Annotated in this window: 23 protein-coding genes and 3 pseudogenes; 1 reads left to right on the forward strand and 25 read right to left on the reverse strand. The window is 34.7% G+C overall.

The annotated features are described in order from the left end of the window. Window positions 1-27: 27 nt before the first annotated feature. From KQI49_RS18980 to KQI49_RS08750, 7 genes are all read right to left on the reverse strand, one after another. Window positions 28-612: a molybdopterin-dependent oxidoreductase gene (locus KQI49_RS18980; protein ID WP_216488088.1), complete on the reverse strand. Its 585-nt coding sequence runs from the start codon at window positions 610-612 to the stop codon at window positions 28-30. A gap of 363 nt (window positions 613-975) precedes the next feature. Beyond that, on the reverse strand, window positions 976-1,155 hold the full coding sequence (gene tatA / locus KQI49_RS08725; RefSeq protein ID WP_216488090.1) for a twin-arginine translocase TatA/TatE family subunit: 180 nt from the start codon (window positions 1,153-1,155) through the stop codon (window positions 976-978). Between the two features lie 14 nt (window positions 1,156-1,169). Beyond that, on the reverse strand, window positions 1,170-2,081 hold the full coding sequence (locus KQI49_RS08730) for a 4Fe-4S binding protein (protein ID WP_216488091.1): 912 nt from the start codon (window positions 2,079-2,081) through the stop codon (window positions 1,170-1,172). A 23-nt stretch (window positions 2,082-2,104) separates the two neighbouring features. Further along, window positions 2,105-2,950 carry a dimethyl sulfoxide reductase anchor subunit family protein gene (locus KQI49_RS08735; RefSeq protein WP_216488093.1) on the reverse strand — a complete coding sequence of 282 codons (846 nt, stop codon included), beginning with the start codon at window positions 2,948-2,950 and terminating at the stop codon, window positions 2,105-2,107. Window positions 2,951-2,963: 13 nt separating this feature from the next. Next, the gene (locus KQI49_RS08740; RefSeq protein WP_216488095.1) at window positions 2,964-3,542 is read right to left on the reverse strand and encodes a DMSO/selenate family reductase complex B subunit; all 579 of its coding nucleotides are present in this window, start codon (window positions 3,540-3,542) and stop codon (window positions 2,964-2,966) included. A 15-nt stretch (window positions 3,543-3,557) separates the two neighbouring features. After that, the gene (locus KQI49_RS08745) at window positions 3,558-5,945 is read right to left on the reverse strand and encodes a DMSO/selenate family reductase complex A subunit (RefSeq protein ID WP_216488096.1); all 2,388 of its coding nucleotides are present in this window, start codon (window positions 5,943-5,945) and stop codon (window positions 3,558-3,560) included. A 39-nt stretch (window positions 5,946-5,984) separates the two neighbouring features. Continuing rightward, window positions 5,985-6,632 carry a TorD/DmsD family molecular chaperone gene (locus tag KQI49_RS08750; RefSeq protein WP_216488098.1) on the reverse strand — a complete coding sequence of 216 codons (648 nt, stop codon included), beginning with the start codon at window positions 6,630-6,632 and terminating at the stop codon, window positions 5,985-5,987. Window positions 6,633-8,557: 1,925 nt separating this feature from the next. Between KQI49_RS08750 and KQI49_RS18570 the strand changes: the two are divergent. After that, window positions 8,558-8,793: pseudogene (locus KQI49_RS18570) on the forward strand (ATP-binding protein); the annotation flags it as partial. A gap of 359 nt (window positions 8,794-9,152) precedes the next feature. On the opposite strand, the pseudogene KQI49_RS08755 reads toward KQI49_RS18570, so the two are convergent. The 18 genes and pseudogenes from KQI49_RS08755 to KQI49_RS08840 all read right to left on the reverse strand — a co-directional run. Beyond that, a pseudogene (locus KQI49_RS08755) lies at window positions 9,153-9,593 on the reverse strand (O-methyltransferase); the annotation flags it as partial. A gap of 13 nt (window positions 9,594-9,606) precedes the next feature. Beyond that, window positions 9,607-10,587 carry an alpha/beta fold hydrolase gene (locus KQI49_RS08760; protein WP_216488102.1) on the reverse strand — a complete coding sequence of 327 codons (981 nt, stop codon included), beginning with the start codon at window positions 10,585-10,587 and terminating at the stop codon, window positions 9,607-9,609. A gap of 40 nt (window positions 10,588-10,627) precedes the next feature. Then, entirely contained in the window at window positions 10,628-11,257 is a 630-nt protein-coding gene (locus KQI49_RS08765) for a hypothetical protein (RefSeq protein WP_216488104.1), read from the reverse strand. A gap of 49 nt (window positions 11,258-11,306) precedes the next feature. Then, complete coding sequence (locus KQI49_RS08770) at window positions 11,307-11,936, reverse strand: class I SAM-dependent methyltransferase (RefSeq protein ID WP_216488105.1); 630 nt, start codon at window positions 11,934-11,936, stop codon at window positions 11,307-11,309. Window positions 11,937-11,968: 32 nt separating this feature from the next. Further along, window positions 11,969-12,931, reverse strand: coding sequence for an alpha/beta fold hydrolase (locus KQI49_RS08775; RefSeq protein ID WP_216488107.1), 963 nt, complete (start codon window positions 12,929-12,931; stop codon window positions 11,969-11,971). Between the two features lie 54 nt (window positions 12,932-12,985). Further along, window positions 12,986-13,609, reverse strand: a complete 624-nt coding sequence (locus KQI49_RS08780; RefSeq protein WP_216488108.1) for a TetR/AcrR family transcriptional regulator — start codon at window positions 13,607-13,609, stop codon at window positions 12,986-12,988. 173 nt (window positions 13,610-13,782) lie between these two features. Beyond that, window positions 13,783-14,319, reverse strand: a complete 537-nt coding sequence (locus KQI49_RS08785) for a class I SAM-dependent methyltransferase (protein WP_371817540.1) — start codon at window positions 14,317-14,319, stop codon at window positions 13,783-13,785. A 97-nt stretch (window positions 14,320-14,416) separates the two neighbouring features. Beyond that, on the reverse strand, window positions 14,417-15,109 hold the full coding sequence (locus tag KQI49_RS08790) for a hypothetical protein (protein ID WP_371817541.1): 693 nt from the start codon (window positions 15,107-15,109) through the stop codon (window positions 14,417-14,419). Between the two features lie 94 nt (window positions 15,110-15,203). Continuing rightward, window positions 15,204-16,025: a CPBP family intramembrane glutamic endopeptidase gene (locus KQI49_RS08795; RefSeq protein ID WP_216488112.1), complete on the reverse strand. Its 822-nt coding sequence runs from the start codon at window positions 16,023-16,025 to the stop codon at window positions 15,204-15,206. 645 nt (window positions 16,026-16,670) lie between these two features. Beyond that, a complete protein-coding gene (locus tag KQI49_RS08800; protein ID WP_216488139.1) occupies window positions 16,671-17,111 on the reverse strand; it encodes a carboxymuconolactone decarboxylase family protein in 441 nt (146 codons plus the stop codon). Between the two features lie 217 nt (window positions 17,112-17,328). Further along, on the reverse strand, window positions 17,329-18,192 hold the full coding sequence (locus KQI49_RS08805) for a CPBP family intramembrane glutamic endopeptidase (protein WP_216488114.1): 864 nt from the start codon (window positions 18,190-18,192) through the stop codon (window positions 17,329-17,331). 59 nt (window positions 18,193-18,251) lie between these two features. Beyond that, window positions 18,252-18,785, reverse strand: a complete 534-nt coding sequence (locus KQI49_RS08810) for a hypothetical protein (RefSeq protein WP_216488115.1) — start codon at window positions 18,783-18,785, stop codon at window positions 18,252-18,254. Window positions 18,786-18,982: 197 nt separating this feature from the next. After that, window positions 18,983-19,810 (reverse strand): DUF2268 domain-containing putative Zn-dependent protease, encoded by an 828-nt coding sequence (locus KQI49_RS08815; RefSeq protein WP_216488117.1) that lies wholly within the window; start codon window positions 19,808-19,810, stop codon window positions 18,983-18,985. A gap of 157 nt (window positions 19,811-19,967) precedes the next feature. After that, window positions 19,968-20,090: an ATP-binding cassette domain-containing protein gene (locus KQI49_RS08820; RefSeq protein ID WP_253286738.1), complete on the reverse strand. Its 123-nt coding sequence runs from the start codon at window positions 20,088-20,090 to the stop codon at window positions 19,968-19,970. 36 nt (window positions 20,091-20,126) lie between these two features. Beyond that, on the reverse strand, window positions 20,127-20,864 hold the full coding sequence (locus KQI49_RS08825; RefSeq protein WP_216488121.1) for a MerR family transcriptional regulator: 738 nt from the start codon (window positions 20,862-20,864) through the stop codon (window positions 20,127-20,129). 296 nt (window positions 20,865-21,160) lie between these two features. Continuing rightward, complete coding sequence (locus tag KQI49_RS08830; protein ID WP_216488123.1) at window positions 21,161-21,337, reverse strand: VOC family protein; 177 nt, start codon at window positions 21,335-21,337, stop codon at window positions 21,161-21,163. A 254-nt stretch (window positions 21,338-21,591) separates the two neighbouring features. Continuing rightward, on the reverse strand, window positions 21,592-22,029 hold the full coding sequence (locus KQI49_RS08835; protein ID WP_216488124.1) for a putative immunity protein: 438 nt from the start codon (window positions 22,027-22,029) through the stop codon (window positions 21,592-21,594). A gap of 82 nt (window positions 22,030-22,111) precedes the next feature. Further along, a pseudogene (locus KQI49_RS08840) lies at window positions 22,112-23,154 on the reverse strand (IS1595 family transposase). Window positions 23,155-23,209: the final 55 nt, after the last annotated feature.

The raw sequence follows: 23,209 nt of genomic DNA on the forward strand, positions 1-23,209 counted from the left end.
GGCTAAACTAGCCACCGTAGGAGCGTGTCATATCTCGGCCTGGTGTGAATAATTATGAACGCCCAAGGCACGATTAAACTTTGTATAAAGGTAAGCTTCTTCGTTATCTATTTCAGCACTACCAAGGCTAAAGATACCATCTAACCGATTAACAGTGACGTCTTCTCCGTCAATATTATCCGTTTCAACAAATGTATCTTCGCGTACTTCTTTTACTTTATTTGCAATTGTATCAAGAGCTTCTTCCCAAGAAATAGGTTCCCATTTATCACTGCCAGGCTTTCTAACGAGAGGATGTGTTAAACGCTCCTCTGAATTAGTTAATTCTTTCATGGAACGACCTTTTGGACATAAGGCACCCTCATTAATTGGGTGATCAGGTAGACCTTCTGTGGAAATAATTTTGCCGTCTTTCACTTTTACTTCAAGACCACAACCCACAGAGCAAAAATGACAAAGACCAAGTGCCGTTGCCGCTCCTGCCGTCATTAATGGAAACGCTTTTTCTCCAGCTAAAGTTGTAGCCTGAACAGTTTCCTTATCTGCTAGTGCCGCAGCTGCAACAGAAGCTGCTGTAAACTTCATAAAGTTTCTTCGTGAAATTTTTGGCATGATACCGCCTCCAATTTTAACTTTTTATTACTATCTAGAATCTAGGAACTTACTAAGACCAAAGGGTTATAATCCGTGTTCTTAGCTTGTTTTAGACCTGTATCGTGATTCCTTTGGTTATCTAAATTATATCACCTGGATGCAGTGCCAAATGTGAGTGTTTTTTAACTTTACTAGAGTTAGTACTGTAGACGTAGTTAAAACTTTAATTGGAAATCCGGAGTTAATAACTGATGAAAATAGTAGTCAAATGAGACCGTTTGCGTTGAGTTCATTGTAACGAAAGCAGAGGGATAAACCTCATCCCAGTGCTGGCTAATTATGTTTAAGAATTTAACCTTTATCACTCACCCACTGATTTTACTATTTCGAGTCATCTTTCCCTTGCCCATGATCATCTTCCATAATGCCTTTAGTTGATTGCTTGAACTCCCTTAATGTTTTTCCAACGGCTTGTCCAAGTTCTGGTAATTTATTGGGACCGAATATTAATAAGCCAAGGACAAGAATTAAAATTAGACTAGGTACACCGATATTCGCCATTAGACTTCCTCCTTTTATTTAATAGATAAAAGATCCTTCTTCTTCTTGCAACCAACACAGATATTCTGCGATTCATTTAGAGTACTAAATGGTTCATGACATTCAGAGCAAGTTTGACTATAAATTTGGTGATTCACCAGTGTTGCTCTTGAAATAACTTGTTTAAGAGTTATAGCATTCTCTGGACAAATGTCCTGGCATAAAGAGCAATTGGAGCAATGCTGGGCAGAAATTGAAAAGCCTTTCTCACCAATTTGCAAAACATCTTTTTCACACAAGATCTCACATGCCGTACATAATGTACATTTCGTTGTATCTATAGATATATCAACAAACTGATAATCCAAATAATATTTTGATAGATCTAAACTTTCATGATTAAAGCGCCACTTAGCTGGGGTCATCTTCTTAGCAATTTTCTTAAGATCTTTTTCCCATGAGAAAAATAATTCTCTTCGAGTCATAACATGGCCGTCTTCTAATAACTCTTGTCTGTTGTTGATTTCAAAAGGCTGTTCTCCCAACTCACCTAATATATTGTTTGTATCTTCAATTGTATTTTTCCATGAAAGACTAAGTTCCTGCTTGTCACATACAAGAGTAGTAATACCTTTCTTATAGTAAATAAGTAATTCTTTTATAGTTGGTACAGATTGAGAATCCATGATAAACTGTTTATTCACAATAGAGCGTTTAGGTAAGAAACCCTCGACTGCTTGAACAGGGCAAATAGCAACACAGTTGCCACACTGCGTACATTTAGTTGTATCTATCAATGGTTCTGCATCCTTTATTTCAATAGCATTTTCAGGACATTTATCTATGCATTTTGTACAACTCGAGCGAGGGCTTTGATAAAGTGAACAATGTGGTAAAATTTTATAATCATAATCCAAACTTTCCAACCAAGAACTTATAAGTCCCATTTTAAAGCCCCCTTATTTTTTTATTATGAACCTAATAAGTAAAATACATAACGACTCATACCTTCTGATAGCACAAAAACTAATAAAGTAACAATTGTTAAGATCGTATATGACTTTCTATAAGACGATAATGTTAAATAACCTAACAATGAAACACCTAAAATTGAAATAACCCATCGTATCCCAGTTATAACTTTATACGTAGCCATCACACTTGCTGAAATTGAACTGCTTACAATGATGATTTCTGTTGCTTCTGGTGTGTATAATGCCGTACCAAGTATATGCAAGCCAAAACCTGCCAAGGCAGTGCTTAAACCTATTTTCAAAAACTGTTTTGCCTCAATTTCTATGCCTTTTTTATATAAGCTCGTGGTCAGTAATGTGACAGCAAGCACAGCGCCTAGGATAAGAGTTGTTCCGTAAAATGATAAAAATGTGTTCACGGAATGCCAAGGTCCAATTAAGGAATGGGTATAGATGGCTGCCATACAATAAACATCTACAAAACCAACGAGTGCTGTGACAATTAACAACCATGGAAGGACTTTTTTATGATAGAATAGCCAAGTCACATTCAATACTGCTAATCCTATAAAAGTTCCAGTCACTAAAATTTCTCGGCTCATCCAAGAGGAGCCGACATGTCTGATCGTATTTAATGCATTCGTAGGTGTACCAAGATGCGCAAATGAGGCAGCTAAGCCGACAACAGATAGAATACCAATAACAATAAGTGGCAGCTTGAACAGAGAAAATAAATTTAAATCTTTGCGTCTATTAATAAATTGAAAAACCCATAGCATAAAAGTTCCACCGATAGCTGCTTGTATTGATATAGTGAATATTAATAATGGCCATTCATTCATTATTTATTCCTCCTTAATTGCTAGCATGTTTATGTGCATTGATTACTAAGTTTGGTTTTGTAATCTTTGAACTTGGTAATCCTTTTACATCAGCATTGTCTCCATATTTTTTTCTCAATTCATCAATAGGCCCTATCTCAATAGCTCTAACGGGACATGCCCCTTCACAAGCTGGTCTTTGTCCCTCAGCTAAAAGATCTACACATAAATCACACTTCGTCATTTTTCCTAGTTCTTCATTATATTGAGGAGCTCCATAGGGACAATTCCATTCACAATATTTACAACCCACACATTTATCATGATCTATCACAACAACACCATCTTTTTCTCGCTTGTACATTGCGGTTGTTGGACAGTTCTCAACACACTTAGGCACGTCACAATGATTACATGAAATAGATAAGAAGTAGGATTGCACGTTTTGAATAAAGCTACCATTGTTATCCTTTGTAAACTTTCCTTCTTCAAATGAATAAACTCTTCTAAAGTTTACACCCTCCGGATTATCATTTTTATCTTTACAAGCAATTACACAAGCTTTGCATCCAATACAACGGGCTTGATCAATATAAAATCCCAGTTGAGTCACATCATTCTCCTCCTTTTATTGGGCTTTCTCTACTTCCACTAGATTTGTATGTTGAGGATTACCTTTAGCCAATGGGGATGGCTTCTGTGTTGTTAAAACGTTAATAGAACCCCTTGTATCTATTCCTTCTTTGTTTGGTGTATACCAAGCACCCTGCGGAATAGCCACTACACCTGGAACAATTCTATTAGTTACTTTAACTGGAATATGGACAATCCCTCTGTCATTAAATACCTTTGTAATGTCCCCATCATTTATATTTCGTTCAGTAGCGTCTATTTCATTCATCCACATTTCTTGTTTTCCTGCTTCTTCCATCCATGGATTGTTGTCATGTGTTGAGTGACAACGGCGTTTATAATGCCAACCAATTAATTGAAGAGGATATTTTTTAGTTAACTCACTTTCAGGACCTTCATCAACTGGTACATGCTTTGGTATAGCAGGAATTTCCTCATGTTTATTCATATCCCATAAATCTTTAGAAAAAATTTCAATTTTACCTGATGGAGTTGGAAATGGATTATTTTCTGGATCTTTTATTTCTTTTTCAAATCCTATTGTTGGTTTTTCAAATTTCCATTTATGAATGCCTTGTTTTTGCATTTGCTTCCAAGAGGGGAATTCAGGATCTTCTTTTCTAGTTTCTTCAATTACCCAGCGGGCCCAGTCCTTTTCCGTTTTTCCTTCAGTAAATTCTTTTTCCACACCCATTTTCTTAGCTAGAAGTGTTAACCATTCATAATCAGACTTCGACTCATACAAGCTTTCCGACACTTTCTGTGATAGTATTGCATAATCACCATAACCCCAAGGTAAACCAATATCATACCTTTCAAAAAAGGTGTTAGAAGGTAATAATATATCCGCAAATTTTGCGGAAGGAGTCATAAATACATCGCTTACCACGATGAATTCTACTAGGTTCTCATCTTCTAGAATTTCCTTAGTTTTATTAATATCTCCATGCTGATTAACTAAAGCATTTCCCGCTAAATTAAATAACAATTTTATATTAGTTGGTAAACCCTCACCTTCTTTTAAACCGATAATACCATCTTCAGCAGTCATATCTGTTCCATGAGTTATGGCATCAGTATACAGAAAACATGGAATGGTAATACCTAGAGGGTTTTCAACATTTGGAACAGATGCCACAGACGTACGCCCAAAGCCTCCCGACCCTGAGGCCCAACCGCCATTTTTCCCTACATTACCAGTGATTGAAGCCAATACTGTTGAGCCTCTTACTATTTGTTCTCCGTTCATATGCCGTTGTGGACCCCAACCTTGAATAAGTGCTGCTGGTTTAGCCATTGCATATTCTCTTGCGAGCTGTCGAATTTTATTTGCAGGTAATCCACATATTTTTTCTGCCCATTCCGGACTCTTTTCAACACCATCTTTTTTTCCTAATATATAACTTTCTAGTGATTCTCCTTCAGGAATATCCTTAGGCATATGTTTTTCATCATGTCCAATGCAATATTTATTTAGAAATTTTTTGTCATGAAGATTTTCAGTGATTATGACATAAGTCATTGCATCCATTAAGGCATTATCTGTTGTCGGGCGAATTGGAAACCATTCATCAGCAAGTCCAACTCCTGTATCTGAATAACGTGGATCAACTACATAAATTTTAGCACCAGCTTCTTTTGCCTTCTTCAAATAAAAGTTTGATGTGCCAAAGATTGTTTCGGCTGGATTATGTCCCCATAAAATAATTAACTTTGAATTTACCAAAGAATCCAAGCTACTACCCGAAGCTCCAGTGCCATAGGTATAAGGTGTGGCTATAGAGGTTTGAGCACTACTATACGTGTTGTGGTAACCTAAATAGCCACCTGTTAATCCCATCAATTTATTAAACATCGTTCTGCCACTTGTTATACCCCCCCAGTTACCGGAAGCATAGACGCTATATCGAGATGCTGGTCCATATTTATCCGTAATTCTTTCTGTTTCTTTATGAATAGTGTTAATTGCCTCTTCCCATGTTATGCGCTCAAACTTACCTTCACCACGCTTACCAACACGCTTCATTGGATACTTTAACCGGTTAGGGTTATAGATAAATTTTCTATAACTACGCCCTCGAATGCATGCACGGATTTGTGGACAGATTAACGAATCCTCTTCAGCGTCATCAGTTGAAATTCGAATGATTTTACCATCCTTAACATGAGCTTTAACTAAACATCTTCCTCCGCAGTTTGTTGTTCCGCATGTAGGAATTACTTTTACCTGATCTTCCATCTTTTCAGCTCTTACTTCCTTTGGTTTGAGATATTTCTTAGTAGATATACCCCCAAGCACTAAAGGAGCGGTAGAAGCACCTGACCATTTTAAAAAGGTTCGTCTTGATATTGAATTTTCTTTGATTTGTTTAAATATACTCATTAAATAGTACCTCCCTTGTGTAATACTTTATCTAATTTCCTATAATGAAAATTCTTTAATATATGCCGTATCAAACGAAATGAAATCATTAAGTAAAAGAGCGAAACCCCTGTAAAGGGTTGACTCTGTATTATCAAGTACATCTTTTGTAAAGTCAGGAATCCATTTAGAAAGATGCTGTGACAGCATTAAATCTTGTCCATCTATAAAGCGAGAACCAATTTCATTTTCTTTTGAACTACTTTCAATTAAATGAATCATAAATTCGAGTTCAATTACTAAGTGGTCTTCCGCCTCTATATTTCTTTCTACGAGCTCAAGTCCAAAACTGTCATATATTTTTGCCACTTCTAATGAGGGATAATCATATAGTATCCTATCTTTTCCGCGATAGATCGACTCCCAAGGGGGAGCCAATAAAGTACCTGGTCCAATAAAAAGCTTGTAATATTCTTGTTCATGAACAGACGAGTTTGTTCCATTGTCCACCTTGAAAAAATTGTAAATTATTTCACCACCTTCACCAAATCCTTTAATCACATCTAGATTTCCGTTATTCTTAATCTGAATATAATCATTTTTAGATAATGGTTGTGAAAGTAATTTTTGCAATAAAATATACATGTTCTTTCTCAATTCCAACAAAGGGAAATAATCAACTTTAGGGTTAGCTACATTACTTCGCATAATGTCACTCCTGTAATTTATTTTACTTATAACATCTGTTACTATTAGATGATCCCCCAATCTTTTATAATCTATTGATTTGGATATCCTAATGAAGTTTAATATATATGTGAGTAATTTCACATAAACTTGCAAAAAAAATTTATATGATTCCCGTACCTACTATTAAATAGACTAGGATATCTTTATTTACTTTTATCATAAATATTGCCTAGCAGTCAATACCCTGATTTTTGTCTCTATTTTACACTACGGCAAACTTACAAAGGAAGTTAACTCTTAAAATAATAAAGTACTTTGTATATTACAAATTAGATAACTAATTTGGTCTTTAATATAAATACTCACCGATGTTAATTTATTATTTTACGCTTTTTATATGTATGTTTATTCGCTTCATAAAGCCTTTTTAGAATAAACATAAATAAAGAAAATATAATTTATAGCATGAAATTTAGGATTTATATTTAACGAACTTATGATAAACCCTTATACCATAGTTTTCCATTTTGTCGCAGTTTGCACTATAATAAGTAATTTAAATTAAATTTTGTCGAAAAAAAGAAATTTAAACTATGAACTATAATGAAAGAGTGTTTTATTTTTATAGTTACAGTAATGTTACTAAATAAATAACCCTAAGCCCAATCAATAGATTTATGTCTGTCTTTTTGACTACCCAAATTAAGCAAATAACTTTTCTTTTCATACCTTATAGGGTATGATTCTTAAAAGGATATAATGCAACGATTGATTTTATAAAGGAGTGTGGAATAATGTTAAAAGCCACTCAAGCAGCAATTGAGAGTATCAAAGAAGAGTTAGATGATATGAATGAAGATATTGACACGTCATATATTCGTCTATTTATGAGTCCTGGCTGAGGTGGGCCTAGATTAAAATTGGCTCTGGAAGAGTCATCTAGCGAAAGGGATACAATAACAGAAATAGAAAACATTAAATTTCTTATTGATGAATATCAATACCACTTCTTTAAGGATGTAAAACTAGATTACGTCAAAAACACCTTTGGCTTTGGTGAATTCACTTTATTAACTGTCTAAGAAAACAAACAATCCTAAGTACCAAATACACATTCCTTAGGATTGTGTAGTATAGGGGTATCCGGTGAATTGGTTCCATCTTATAAGGCTGAGCAACCGGATTGATATTTAATAATTTCACATTAAACACAATGAAAAGTACCAAAAAAGGTTTATTACCGCCAATATGTCGGCATTTCTATGTAAATATAAAAATAGCACTTGCCGACAATGTGCCGATAAGCGCTATGTATCAAGGTTTATGCCGAGAGCTTCCAACAGGATTTGAACCTGCGACCTCTTCCTTACCATGGTAAATCGATAAAAATATAAGCAACTTATACGATAAAGACCTTGTAAAATCAACGTTCTTAGAAAAGCAATTGAACATAAACGACTTATATAACCATGAAGTCGTCACTGTTTCGTCACTGAAAAAAATAAAATGAAGAACAGTTGCATACAAAAATTATTAATTTGCGGGCCCAAAGTTCTACAAGATTTCATTTGACAATATTTCATCGTCAATGGCTTTTTTGTTTTTTATTGATGATTGACTTTAGTAAGGATGTATGGATGATAAATATTTAAATATGGGTTTAAAAATAGGTAAGACTGAAGGAAACTATAAGTATTTAGTTGAAGTAATCAATGAATACGATAAAAATCAATAGGTTCTCCATCAAGATTGGGAGGAAGAAGGATATTGCGTAAAGGCAGTATCTATTTTTTATATTTCAGATTAATGATTTATTCAAAGTTTTGAAAGCGTGACTGTTCCTTTACTTATTATCCCAGGAATGTGAACGTTGAATGGAATTATAAGAGAGCTGGACAGGCTTTAGGACACAAAATCTTTTTCAAGCTGATAGTACATTTTAGGAAAGTGACTTCTTTCTAATCCTTGTCTGTCAATAGCCAGACGCAAAGTGGCCTAGGGATGGCATTCAAGATCAGTTTAATTTTCGGGTTACTTTAGGTCGTATGAGTGAACTTGGGTATGGAACTATGCTCAGATTGGACGTACAAATACAATTTCCTTAAAGCAGATTAAATGTTATTTCATTTCGGAATTTTATACACCATTTATCCCGAAGGAACATGATTTTTTTAAGTGAAATTGCTAAACAGCCCAATAAAGGCTGCCCAGTACAGCGGCGTGCGAAGCGAAAGCCGCTGTGCTGGGCTAAGCCTGCGTGGCGATAGCCACGCCTTAACCCTCCGTTTCTAACAGGGGGGTAGAAAAACAATAAGAAACTGTTTCAAAAGTCTTAAAGCGCTGTTGCATCAAGGATTCAGGGCATGTTACGAAGAAGTCAGTTTTTAGCCTTTAGTTGACATCTTTTTTCTGTTGTGAGAAATGCACATGAATCACGTTGGTATCAAAATTCTTCCTTCATTAGCTTAGTTATATCATTTACATGCGTTCTAAATTATTTCTTGCGTAGACTTCTTTGCTCATACATTCAAGTGAATGTTACTTTTCTTTTACTCTAGCAATGACAAAACCGTCAATCCCCGGAAGTAATGTTGATTCTAAGCGACTATCAGAAGAAACCATTTGGTTAAAAGTCCTAATCGCCTCTGTATTTTCGGATTTATCGTTATAGTCAATTACTCTTTCACGATTCAAAGTATTGTCAGCCGCAATAATTGTACCTGGTTTTGATAAGGCTAGTGATCTTTCTAAAAATGCTGGATAGTTACTTTTATTTGCATCAATAAAAATTAAATCAAACTGCTGCTTTTGCTCTTGTAAAACACTCATCGTAGATAAAGCATCTCCAACAATTACCTCAATTTTCTCCCCAAAATTACAACTCTGAATCGTTTCTCTTGCTACTAGTGCGTGTTTTTCTTCAACCTCTAAGGATGTTACCTTTCCTCCATTACTCAATCCTCTTGCAAGATATATACTTCCAACTCCCCCTTCACATCATAGTATTTTTAACATACAAGCAAACCTCCGAAAACCGTTTGGATTCACTAATATGCGGCGAGTGGCCTGAATGCTCAAACCAAAAGATTTGCTTTAATGGAGTTCTTAATTGTTCAATGTACTGTTCTGCCAGTTCAAATGGTGCTTGATAATCGTGGTAACCTTCGCATAAATAGACAGGCACGTCTAATGCAGGAACCTTCTCAAAAAGATCAACCGCCATAAATTCGTTCCAAAGCGCCCTATTTGATGACAGAACATTTTTGGCGAAGAAAAACCAGTCCTTCAACGTATATTCTTTTGATGAAGGAATTGCTCGCAATAAATAGGAAGATGACAGTTCCATCGGTAAAAATTTGAGCAGCCACTTTCGCTGTTTCATCATCGCTTTAAAATTTTGGTAAGGTGGAGCACCGATTTTAGATAGGGCTGCAATGGCATTCTGATGATTGGCTTCCTTTGCTCGTTCAAGAGCAAAAGCATAACTTATTTGTTCGTTCAACTCGATATTAACCAATTGAGAAATGCCGATATAGGCATGAATGCTTTCAGGATACTGTTGAGCTGTTAGTACACCCAATATACTGCCCCATGAATGCCCTGTGAGAAACAGTTGTTCCTGCCCAAACCGTGATAACAAGTATGTGATTAATTCGTGGGTATCCTCTACAAACTGTGCTAGGTTCATGGTCGATGGATCGATCTTCCTTCCTGATTTACCTGCTCCACGCTGATCCCAGTTGACTACAATAAAGTGCTTTTCTAACTCCTGTTCATATTTGCGAATAAAACCGATTTGAGCAGAACCTGGTCCTCCATGAAGAAAAAGAAGTAAAGGATTGTTTTTGTCGGCTCCACGAATTAAAACCCATTGTTTGATTCCGCCAATTCGAACAGGCTCAAGTGAGGCAATACTATTTTTCAAAATTCTCCCCTTATTATCTCGGATTGGGGGAGTTCTGCTTTTAAACATAATTGTTCCTCCCGTAAAGAGTAATAAAAAAATATGATTTTTAGTTCTTTTTGAAAAAAACGAAGCGTGGCAACGAATATAAGGAGTCAACGAGAATTACTAAAGTCCAAATTCCGCTAATCTTGCTGGCTAATTCGTTGTTAAAAAAACCATTTCCAATTAGATATACAATCTTATCAACAACGTTATTCTCTGTTGAAAGTTCCAATGGTTTAAAACCATATAGCAACATAAATTTTCCCATTACTAAATAGATGATAAGATGGAGACCTAATCTTTTAATCTCTTTTTTTCTGTTTTTAAATACATCTACCGTTTTATTATGGGAATTGATTTCATCATTAAGAGGTGGCTCTTCCCTCTTTTCAAATTTTCGCTTTATCATCCTATCAAGTTTCTGAAGATCACTTTTTCCTGCAGTAAATGCATATATCAAAACAACAACAATAACAATCTGAAACGCGTCAATTGTACCTGATTCAATATAGTCAAGAACACCAAGAGCCAGCAGCCAAAGATCACTTAGCAACCATATGATTATTAAATATTTGCTTAATTTATCTAACCCTAATCCGTATCTAAGGAGGAGAAAACCGATAATACTTCCCCAAAAAATAATCTCCCCAAAAATAAAGAATAACCACTTGTATTCAAGTATAAAATATATCATCTAATCTATCCATTTCATAAAGGTTAATCACTTAATACATAACAATAATTTATTTCATTTTCTTATAACAGCAATCAAATTTAGAATTAGCCCATATCAGATATAAATAGCCTCCATAGTAACGTTCTTCCCGAATAAGTTTTAAATTAGACTTTTTTACTATTTCAGTCATATTTCTGTCTTGGTGGCACCCCGCTAGTCTTAAAGCTAAAGGATTGGAGAGTTTTTGCAACCATCCAACGGTTCTGTTCGTACAAAGTCCATGCTCTAACAAAAGAATTTTCCCTTCTGGCTTACACCACTTTTGAAAACGATTTAGAACATGGATAGGGTCTTGATAAGCACATAAACTTGCGGAGGATATAATCGTATCAAAGCTGTTTGGGCTTAATTCAACAGTTTCAACATCTTCTTGAATAAATTTTGTTTTAAAAGGGTAATTTTTTGCAGCATGCCGTGCTGTTTTTAACATTTCATGGCTAAAGTCTATTCCAGTCAATTCAATATTTCTGTTATAGTAGGGGAAATTAAGTCCAGAACCAATTGAAACTTCTAATACTTTTCCTTCAGCTTCTTGAAAAATTCGTTGACGAAACTTAGAAGCATGATTATTTTTTCTTCGTTCATTATATTTCTTTGCTTGCTTGTCAAATTTTTGAATTAATGATTGGCGATCCATATCATCCCTCTATTCCATTATTCGGATCTGTTTTAAGATCTGGCTGATCTTTCTTCTTGCGTATTAATTAGATTAATTAAATTCCTGATCGCTTCAACCACTTCATTTGGACAGTCAGTATGGATTGTGGTATGACCTGCACTTTTGAGTATACGATGTTCTCCACGCGGAACGGAATTTGCTAATTTTGTGTAAACAGTATTTTTAATATTGTTGAATCGATCAAGTGTATCACGCAGAAATGCTTTACTCGTGATCGGAATCATGAATGGGTCGATTCCCATCCCTGTAAATACAATTAATGGGATGTCAGGTAAGCTTCCTCCTTTACGTATCTCTTTATAAAGTTCGCTGTTTAAGTTTTTTCTTTCTTTCACTGTTTTTGATAATGTCTTAAGATGATATTCAATTAGTGGCTCACGGATTTCATCTGGCCAATTTGCAAACATTTGATTAAACAACATACGAAAGGAATTCTTGTAAGTTAAGAGTGCCCGAAGGATAGTAACCCCCTGCTGGAAAAGGTAACGCTTTTTAAATTTTGGTGTATTAGTGAGAAAGTCCTCGTGAGGCGGTTCTAGCAAAACCATACCAGCTACCTCTTCTGGAAATCGTTGTGCATACCGCTGGGCATATATTCCGCCTAAAGAGTGACCGACAAACAGATAGGGAGCTGGAACACCAGCAGCATGCAGTACATTCCGCAATTCATCAGTTACCTCAAGGGCACTTCGTGGAAGCATAATATGATCGCTCCAGCCTGTTCCTAATCGATCATAAATTACTGACGTTGCACACTGACTAATTTTATGATGAATATTTAGGTAATCCAGTCCGACCATCCCAGCAGCTGGGATGAATACTACTGAAGGACTTCCAGACCCAGAACGATCGAGCAACAAACGATGTCCCTTTACATCGTAGAAACTTCCAATCAGTGACTCACTGTCTAAAGAACCAGACTTATCAACTTGCTGTTTCTCTGTATGAATCATTATTTGAGACCTCCTCTAGTTATTATTTTTCATGTCATAAGAGCCTGTTACAATTCATTTATAAAATATTTGCTTGAGTTCATTCAGATAACCATCTAGATCTGCAAGTACTTTATCATAATCTAATTCGGTAATTTTTGAGTTACGAATATCTTCCAATATCTCATTTGTAAAACCCACATTCGCCCAAAAAATAAACTGCTTGCATCTTTCAAGGTTCAGTCCTTCTCTGAATTTAGTTTCATCAACAATTTCAAACATTTCCTCTTGGCATCGTGATAACTTTTCATTCACTCTTTCTTCTAGCTTTTTATTGACTTCATCGGAGTTTGTAATGTCAGTAATCATAATAAAGTCAAATATCCAAGGATATTGTTGTAGTAACTCGATCTGGAGTATATAGGATTGTCGAAGCCTTTCAAAAATATCTTTTTCATTAAAATTCATCAAATCAATATATTCTTTATTAATCCTATCAGCGCAGTAATCATAAAGGAATAGAAAAAGATCCTCCTTACTATTTATATAGTGGAACATCAGCCCTTTTGAAATCCCAGCCTCTTTTGCAATAACATTTGTCGAGGCATCATCGAATCCCTTCGTGGAAAATTCTTTTAGAGCGGCATTTAAAATAGCATCTTTTCTTTTAGGTTCCAACTTCGAAATTTTTAATTGCATGATAACCACCTTTGCTGTTTTATATTATTTACCTAACAGGTAAATAATATTATAACTGCGTTTACCTTAAAGGTCAATAAAAATATGAGATGAGAATGATTTAGTAACGTTTTTATAAACAGTGATAACTTGATATGATCTATTTGTTGAACACTTCATTTTCACCAAATTACTTATTTTACGGCCTTCCAAACTGTCCATCTATCTTTTTCAATTATGCTTTTCTCAACTGAAATCGCACCATCAATGTGGTTAATTAATAATTGCAATTCACTGTCATCTAATTCGTGCAGAATGCTTCTCCCTGTTCTTTCACTTAAATCCTTAAGCAACTGTTTTTTATTTTCATACTCTTTCCTTACCTCCCACAGTTTTACCTCTTCTATATCTTTAAATCCTGCTACTTTAAGGTTTTTAATGACAAATTGACTATTATATCTGCGATTCTTCTCCTTTTCGGCTAACCTCGGGCAGCGTTCAAAAATATACCCTCTTATATGATAATCATTACCTGCTAACAAACAATCATCTGGAGTACGATCTTGAATGATATATATGCCATTCTCTTGCAATACCCGATAAGCTTCGTTAAAACAAGCCTGTATATCATTAATATGATGTATCAAGGCCCGCTCAAGCACTAAGTTGAACCTTTCACTTCCCATACCCGTTTCATATGCGTCAGTTATCCAAGATTTGTTAATAAGTATTTCAAAAAAGGAAAAACTTTTACGAAGTCCTTCCCAAGTAGCTAGATAAAATTATGGAACCTTTATTTCAGCCCAATAATGCGTCTGTGCAGTTCTATTATTGACTTCGAGCAATATGAAGTAATTTTCTACCCATAGTCAAAATCACAATACTGGTTATCCATAAAATCGACATAGAACCAAAACCAACCAAGGTCCACCATGCGTCAATGGAATGTCCTCTAACATTGATTTCTGACGGTACAAAAAGTAACGTCACTATCGCTAGCAAGCAAAGAAGCATTCCCGTCACATAATACGCACTTGCTTGAAAGAGATGAGCTAGCGGAAAGAAATGCACGCCAATAATAATAGCCATAATCGGAAAAAACCAATCGAAATGCCCTATTACATTAGTTACAATAGCAGCAATACCAATTAGCACAAATTCTACCGCAAAAACAATATTAAACCATTTTTCTACATTCTTAGCGTTACGAAACTTATTTGTATTAGGTAGATGCCGTGACTGTCTTATCATCATAATTCCTGAGAAAAATAATGCAGCCCCGATTAATATGGCTAAAATCATTAACCAGATTGCAACCGATACCCGTAATCCTCCAATACCAATGTCCGCCCATACCGTTCCAAAAAAAGCCATAAACATTACGCCTGAAGCCGTACCACGTACATCTGCTTTTGTAACAACATTTTCTGTCACACTCACCCCAATTTCGATTATCGTGTGGAAAACCCGAACAACTTCATACAGAAAAGAACTATATATCGCAATATCATCGTAATACACAATAATCAAAAAATTGGATCTTCATGGTAACGCTACCATTACATCCATGACACTATCTTACATAAATAGTAGTATACTCCGGTTGGATTATCTTTTATGACACTAAAGGTTCAGTTTTACGCCAATTGTGGTTGGAATAAATGAATGACAATACAGTCGCTCCAACAACACATGGCAGTAAAATAAAAGCAAAAAGTTTAAGTGTCATGATCCCGCTCACATCAAAATGTCCGTGAATAGGTCCTAAAATTTGAAATGCGGTCATGATTGCAACATGAAATCCAATGGATGTCCACACACTTCCCGATATTGCCCTAAACACACCTAAAATGATTGCAAAACTTGGAATAAATTGAAGTTGTTCTACAGAATATATTGCCCCTATAAAATAAGCAAATAATGAGAATAATAGTGTTTGTAAAATGAGTGTGCCCCAATGAGGGAAAACTACATTTAAGTACCGATATATGTACCCTCTAAAAATAAATTCTTCAGGTAATGCTTCTATTAAAAATACAGTTATGAATAGAATTAAAATACTCATCAATAGGTAATTTAAATTTGTATGGATTTTTATTTCAACCCATCCAAATATTACACAAATAAATAAACCAATAGATGCGGGAATCGCCCAGAGAAGTAAGCCTAGAAAAAATGAAAAGATATTCTTTTTAAAAGCCCCTTGCCCGAGTTGTTTCCACGGAATCTTGTCAATTTTAAGTGCTGATTGAATGAGAATAAAGGTTAATATGGTAGTAATTATAGCAATGAAGAAATGATTAATTCGGCTATATTCTTCACTTATAAATATATCATTGAGGTAAGTTATAAAGTGCCAAATGACGATGCCTAGTACCAATACAACTAAAATTCTCATCCATATATTTTTCATGTTAAATGATGCCCTTTCACCCAATATAATCCACTCCCATTTATAGACTTGAATTTATAAATCCCTTCCTTCTTCTTGCTTAAATTTAATTTTAATTTAACAAGAAGCTGTAACCTTTTCAACATGATCATTCAAATTTCTCTTTAGGCTGTATCCAAAACCCCTTTAGTACAAAATTCTCTGAAATTTAAGGGTGATCAGAAAAAAGTATGGGTTCTTCTATGTGTATCACCTAATTATTCCACCACATTCTAACTAATAAATGGAAAGAAACAAAGCGTAAAAACGTCATCTTTATACCAAGTTATCAATTAAAGTTCTAGTAATAAACTTTTTTGCTAATGGATAACAAATCAATCCCAATATGGCAAAACAAAATAGAGACATGCCAGAGACTATCCCAGTGATTACACTGTTGGCAACACTATTTTTCGGGGCTGACCATGGTTATAATATTGCAATTACCCTCATAATTACAGCTAATATATACAAACTGAAATCTTTAAAGACGTTAACTACCCAAAAAAATGAGCACCTGCGATAAAGGAAATCCCTCATTTCATTGATTTTTAATAATCTTTCTAGTTAAAAAATTGTCTCCCACTTTTATATCCAATTTAAAATGCCAATTATTATTAGATACCTTCACCCATTAATTATTGTTTCGATTTATTCACTAGATTGATTGCCCATGGAAATAGCAAGCCTATTCCACATATTAATTTGATTAATTATTATGACTAAATCCACATACTCTTTTTCATTGTAATGTTCTCTCACTTGGTTATATAACTTATCACTAACACCTTTTTCTGAAATTAAAGTTATGTTTTCTGCTAACTGCAGTGCGACTTTCTCCTTTGAACTGTAAATCCCCGTTTCATTCCAAGATTTTAAATGATCAAGTTGCTCTTTCGATACCTTTAACTTTTTAGCTGCTTTTGTATGCATGTTTATACAATAGGAGCAACCATTAATTTGTGAAACTCTTAACTTGATTAGTTCCGCCAGATCTTTATTAATAAGCAATTTTTTTACGTATTTCTCCAACCCCATTACTTTTTCTAGAGCATCAGGGGCTACTTTAAAGTAATTGATTCTATTTTTCATGTTCATAAATCCCGCCGCCTTGACAATACCCTTATTAACCAGTTTGCTCATAAGATCTCTCCTCTTATCATTTTAAACTTTACAGTCAAGGATTAAATATTTTTTGTTATTAGGATATAATGTCGATTTTTCGATACATCAATACATTGGTATTAAACCCTTAAACAATGTGCCCCGATTGTAAGTTTGTAATTATAAAGTTTTTATGAAATGCTAATCACATAGAACGGTTATGGCTAATTTTCCTTCTATCATTTAATATTAAAAACGATAACACTACAATACTAAATATGACAATAAACAAAAATGATAAATATAGCGACATGAAGCCTTCAAACGTCTCATCAAACTCTAAAAGCGCAATGCCTGATTCATATGCGCCGCCTAGAGAAATATATCTAACGACTTCAAGGTAAACGATATGAAATATTATATTCATCCATAATGAACCGGTATATATTCTATAAAGCTGTAGAGCAATTCCAAATGCAAAGAGTAATATAAAATAATCTATCGTTATTGCAAATGGCCTATCAAAGAATATTGATTCCATCGCTATCACCGTTATCGGTACACAAATAAATATTAACGGTTGCAATAATAACGATACAAAAAAGCGGAACTTTTTTTGTAATTCTTCAAATATTAAACCACGTATAAAAACTTCTTCTGGAAATGCTTCGTACATAAATGCTGTTATTGTATTGATTAAAACGGAAATAATAACGCTTGTTGTCAAGTTCATACTGGGGTTTTCAATTCCACCGAATAAATAGGCTGTTAAAATACCTACTCCAAGTAATATAAAAGGCAAAGCAATTCCAATCGCCATCTTGGATGATGAGTTTACACCTTTAAGGCCGATACTTTTAAAAGATTCAGGGCTTTTTCTTTTCAGTACATATAGTACAATGAGCGTTAGCCCAGTAAAAATCATCCCTTGTAGAAGTACAGCTACTTTTCGGTCCATATCTTGAGTTTCTATTAAATATCGTCCAACATTACCCGCTACAAAGAGAAATAACGATACGAGTATAAAATACAAAAACAATCGACTAATCCTAAAATTCGACGAGGCCAATTGAATGCTCCTTTGTATTAGATTTTAAGATTAAGGCTAAGTACATCGTTAAATCTGCACTAATCAAATAATATGTTTTCAATAAATTCGGACTCTTTCTTATAAATTTTATACATAAAGTACATCAAAATAATAACAGCAAAAAGTAAAGATGATTCGTTAATATTGTCTTCGATAGATATAGTTGTTTTAAAAGTAAACTCATTTGCCTTAATAGTCGAGACATGTATGTTATCTATTTTCACTTCTATCTCACTACGCCAATTTTCTTCTGTACGTATATCCTGTCCATCGATATTTCCTACAACACAAAAATAGAGAAGGCTATTCCCTGGCTTATCTTTCAAAAAATAAGTCTCTTCTTCTGTTTCAATGATATATGTAGCAACAAGTAAGTTTTTGATCTTGCGCTTCTTAATCCCGATCTTAATTTTGGATCCATTGTGAGCAGTAAAGGATACGACATTTCCTTTTTCACATCCCGATATATCAGCTTTTTCAATGTTTCCAACACTTTCTTTCGCCATGTTTTCCACTTGAATAACATTCTTTTTCCCCATGTATAACACATCTTTGAATTGATATTGTTTCATTTGTATCCCACCTTTCTTAATCGTTTATTCGTGGTTATACATTTTGTATATTCCTCTTTCTATGATTTATTCAAATGTTTTTCTACTGTCTCCTATCATCCTAAACATGAAAAACAAATATTTTTTTGAATTCAAAAGTCTTCAGGATACTGATAATAAGACTAACCTTTAACAATCGAGCCGTTTATGGTACAATCTTATTTAAGATTATTTTTCACATAATCAGGAATATCCTTTGGTTTTATTGATGCCAATTGTTTAAACGAGACACCTTTTTTTAACTCTGAATCAACGAACTCCCAACCAGCATAATACGCTTCTCTTTTATGGCCAGATGCTCCCGTACCAAATATGAATTTCTCAATCACTTCTCCTTTTGATTTCGATAAATAAGGGGTGATCCCATTTAAGATCTTTGTTCTATGCTCATGACATGATTGTAACCAACCTTGTTCTACTCCCATTTCAATATATACCTCATCCCTTTCTCCGGGTACGAGGTGTTTACTAACATGTAATGCCAACCCTTCTTGTAAAACAATTTCAGCAATTGGACGTTCCCAGTTCATTTCTAATGAAGCTGTTTCTGCATGTACAATATGAGTTAGCTCATGAACAACAATAATGTCAGAAAGCTGATTTTCAATAGGCAAACAAAGCATAGATCTTTGTTCATCGTATGGAGCAACAAAAGCACTGTTGTCAAACGAGCTTACAAAAAACACAATGACAAGAGGGATATCCTCATCGCTTCCTAATAAAGTTTTTACTTCTGCAAAACTCTTCTCGAATTTAATTTGATCTGGCTTCCAGTTTCGAATCTGATTAATGTTGGATTGATACTTCATCCATGTTTGATTTAATTGTTTTTTTGCCTGTTGATCATAACCAGGTGGCAATGCTGCAAAATTATAATGTTCTTTCCATAAGTTCCATCTTTCTGATTCGTTAACATCCTCATGATTCGCAAGCTCAAAAAAATTTAGGAATTTAGGCACAAGATTAACAACTTCTATATTTACCAACTACAAAACCTCCTTCTGATTAACCTTATGAGTTCATCTATTTCTAAAACCTTAATCAGCAAAATGACCCCGTTTGTTGAGAGAAACGATGGAAGTTAATCATTCTTCTTTTCTTCTATATCAAATATACGCCCAATATGGCTTAAATACACATCTTCTAACGATGGTCGAGAACAACTCCCTGATTTGGTCTTGACAATGTGGTCATCACCTTCACCGCAGTCGATTTCCCAGCACCATTTGGACCAAGAAGTACAAAAACCTCTCCTTTTTTGCTCATTCTTTCTTCATCTTCCAGAATCATGATCTGAAAACATTAATCCTCTTTTCGTTCATACATAATACGTACAGCACGCTCCATAAACTGAACGATTTCCTCGTCCATAGGGTAAAAAGCAACTTCTCCCGAATGATCTCTAATTACGTTCCACATCTTTTCTTTTAAAACGTGATTGTCGCCGAACATGTCATGTACTTTTTCCATCCATTGTTTAGCTAGACGTTGAACTTTTTCCGATCCAGGATCTTCGTTTAGAACACTACGCACATCTCGAATAATATGTGTCCATTCTTGAATGTCATCTTTGTTCCTTTCAGACTGCAAATCCATAATCGTCTTTTGGTCTTTTTTATTAAGGTAACCATCATAAAGATGTTTAACAACATCTTTATCTCGCTGGAACAGTTGAATAATTTCAAAAACGAGAGGCCATTTAATCTCTTCTTCGAACTGAATGGAATGCAATACTCCGTTTAAAGCCTGTTCTAGAATCTGTAACTGTTTTTGTTGCTGCTTTACCATATCCAACTGCTGTCCAAGGGACTGTTCCCAGGTTGTTTCAGGCTCATCCAATTTTTCCTTGATTTGCTCCAGTGAAAACCCCATATATTTCAAAGCCAATATTTGCTGTAATCGTAGTACATCATTTTCATCATATAGACGATGACCTCCTTCCGTTGAAGAGGACGGTTTGAGTAACTTGATCTCGTCATAGTAGTCCAATGTCCGTATTGTTACGCTAGTCTTTTTTGATAATTGACCAATAGAATACACACTATCTTCTCCTTTTCGTTTTTATTACATTTCTAGTATAAAACAATACGCCACGTGTGATTCAAGAGGAAAATTAAAAAGCTTTAAAACAATAGGATAGTACTTATTTAATTGTTAGTAAGCACTATCCCATCTGTTAAACAAATGCATCCGCTAATTAAACAGATAAATATATTTTTATTATATCTGCTTTTTAAAAAGTTAGTGATAGACGATCCGTTATTTACGCTGCGTTTGTTCATAATTTGTTCATTACTATTTTCTAGCTTCCGCCTGCTCATGAGAGGTCATATCTTTCATTGTTTGTGTAATTTGCCATGCTTGTCTGGATTATTCATATATTCTTTGAAACCTATACCTCGATAAAAGTGGATTGCTTCTTCAACATTTTGCACTCGAATCCCTATTATAAGTGGCACATCAGGCAATTTTTCATTATTGATAGGTGTTTTTTGATTTTGGTCTTCTCTCAAACAAATCCCTCACTTCAGTGATTTTTAATATCCTTCCTTATTTTCCAACATTAAATGTAATGCTTACAATTTCCAAAAAATTACAGATAAAGGCTGTCCCCTTGCTCTTTCAGGCTTATCCTCCCGTTACTTGAAAAGGATTCAAGTTAATTTACATTATAAGCCCCTTCAATCCAATAAATTGTCAATTATCTTTAATTGTCTTCTTCTTTCCTTTGTTGAAGCATCTAAAGAATTACTCGTTAAAGAATTTACTACTTGTATTGCATAGTCGCTGCTAACCATGCATGTCCTCTCATGTGTCCAGTTGCAATTGCTTGAGCAAATGAACGTGAAACATACTTACTAACTTCGGTTTCGGACTCTTTGGCTAATTCATTTACAATAAACCCAATTTTGCGTAAATCATATGCTCTTATACTACCTTGTATTCGCTTTTCCAAAGTTTCTATTCCTAACTCTATACGTGAATCATTTTTTAAATGGTTATCGAGATAATCCAAAAATGGGGTCGCTACTTTTAAAGCCCATTGAGCAAGTATTTTTTGTGGTAATTTTTCAAGATTTTCTTCAATTTTATTCCTTAATTCTTTGTTGTCTATTATTTTAATTTTTGGGTTGCTGTGTGTCAACTCTGTCTGTTCTTTCATTTTCTGTTCGTGTTTATTCCATGCGTAATCTTCTATATCCAATATTTCTACTCCTTTCATTTTTGTTGAAAAGACTCTTTACTTTCTCTATATTTCTGCACCGTAATTGAATGTGAAAGAATATTTATATTGTGAATTCAGATAATCTTGTCGTATCATAAGTTTCTGAATTCTGTATCAGATTTCCTTTAATAATCAAGTCATTCATTGTTACTTCATTTCTTTGGTGTTGGATACTTTCCAAAACCTGAAACCAAGCAAGGTAATTGTTTAAATACTTGGTTGCAACACCATTAAATCGTTGTATCCATCCTTTTAGTCTTCTATGATAATTATTCACGTTCTGGATGTGGTAAAGCCCCTTAGTACGAATTTTGCCATCGGACTTGAATTGGTAAATATCCATTTCCTTTTCAGCAGCATATGTTTTAAATGCACGCCAAGAATCTGTACATAGTATATTTTCATTTGAAAGCCTATGCCCGATGACTTTGTCTAATTGGTCTTTCGTTAATCTACCCATACCTAATATCTGCGAAAAAGTGGTCTTGTCACGGTCCCTTGCAACCAATACACATACTTGTTCATTGCTTATACCACGTTTCTTTGCAGAACCACCACGCTTGCGTGGCTTTCTACCTTTAATTTTTCTTTGTCCTTTTTCTGAGTACAAGAAATAGGTCTCGTCCATTTCAACGATACCTTCGAAATTAGGTATTTCCATTTGCTTTAACGATGATAATAGTTTGTGTCTCCAATAAAATAGAGTGACGTGGGTGATGTTACCTATTAAGTCAGCAGACTTCCGTAGAGAATAACCTTCAATCATACACTCAACAAATTTAATCCACTGGTTAAGGTGACGAGTTCGATAAAGAATTGTATTTGTGAGGTCAGTAATGTCTTTTTACAAGCCTTACAGCGATAGCGTTGTTTTTTAACCTCTTCGCCATCAACCATTGTTGTATATTTACCGAATCGAACAATATGTTCTGATGCACAATCAGGACATTCATACCCATTCTTATTCTTACGTTCAGTTATTTCGTGAAGAACGGTTCCAGTCGAACTTGATGCAGTAAGAGCATCAATTAAGTATTCACATAATCTGTGCTTCTCTACGGGATTTAGTTTTTGAATGGCTATAAGGATTTCAGTCGCTCTCACAATCATCACCAACCCTATTGTAGTTAGTCTAACTATAGAATTCTTGTTCCTGTAA

This window comes from Virgibacillus sp. MSJ-26 (assembly GCF_018918075.1).
Taxonomy (GTDB): Bacteria; Bacillota; Bacilli; order Bacillales; family Amphibacillaceae; genus MSJ-26.

Coding starts and splice junctions, on each gene's coding strand:
- KQI49_RS18980 (WP_216488088.1), bottom strand. CDS start 612: ATGCCAAAAATTTCACGAAGAAACTTTATGAAGTTTACAGCAGCTTCT.
- tatA (WP_216488090.1), bottom strand. CDS start 1,155: ATGGCGAATATCGGTGTACCTAGTCTAATTTTAATTCTTGTCCTTGGC.
- KQI49_RS08730 (WP_216488091.1), bottom strand. CDS start 2,081: ATGGGACTTATAAGTTCTTGGTTGGAAAGTTTGGATTATGATTATAAA.
- KQI49_RS08735 (WP_216488093.1), bottom strand. CDS start 2,950: ATGAATGAATGGCCATTATTAATATTCACTATATCAATACAAGCAGCT.
- KQI49_RS08745 (WP_216488096.1), bottom strand. CDS start 5,945: ATGAGTATATTTAAACAAATCAAAGAAAATTCAATATCAAGACGAACC.
- KQI49_RS08750 (WP_216488098.1), bottom strand. CDS start 6,632: ATGCGAAGTAATGTAGCTAACCCTAAAGTTGATTATTTCCCTTTGTTG.
- KQI49_RS08760 (WP_216488102.1), bottom strand. CDS start 10,587: ATGTTTAAAAGCAGAACTCCCCCAATCCGAGATAATAAGGGGAGAATT.
- KQI49_RS08765 (WP_216488104.1), bottom strand. CDS start 11,257: ATGATATATTTTATACTTGAATACAAGTGGTTATTCTTTATTTTTGGG.
- KQI49_RS08770 (WP_216488105.1), bottom strand. CDS start 11,936: ATGGATCGCCAATCATTAATTCAAAAATTTGACAAGCAAGCAAAGAAA.
- KQI49_RS08775 (WP_216488107.1), bottom strand. CDS start 12,931: ATGATTCATACAGAGAAACAGCAAGTTGATAAGTCTGGTTCTTTAGAC.
- KQI49_RS08780 (WP_216488108.1), bottom strand. CDS start 13,609: ATGCAATTAAAAATTTCGAAGTTGGAACCTAAAAGAAAAGATGCTATT.
- KQI49_RS08800 (WP_216488139.1), bottom strand. CDS start 17,111: ATGAAAAATAGAATCAATTACTTTAAAGTAGCCCCTGATGCTCTAGAA.
- KQI49_RS08810 (WP_216488115.1), bottom strand. CDS start 18,785: ATGAAACAATATCAATTCAAAGATGTGTTATACATGGGGAAAAAGAAT.
- KQI49_RS08820 (WP_253286738.1), bottom strand. CDS start 20,090: ATGAGCAAAAAAGGAGAGGTTTTTGTACTTCTTGGTCCAAATGGTGCT.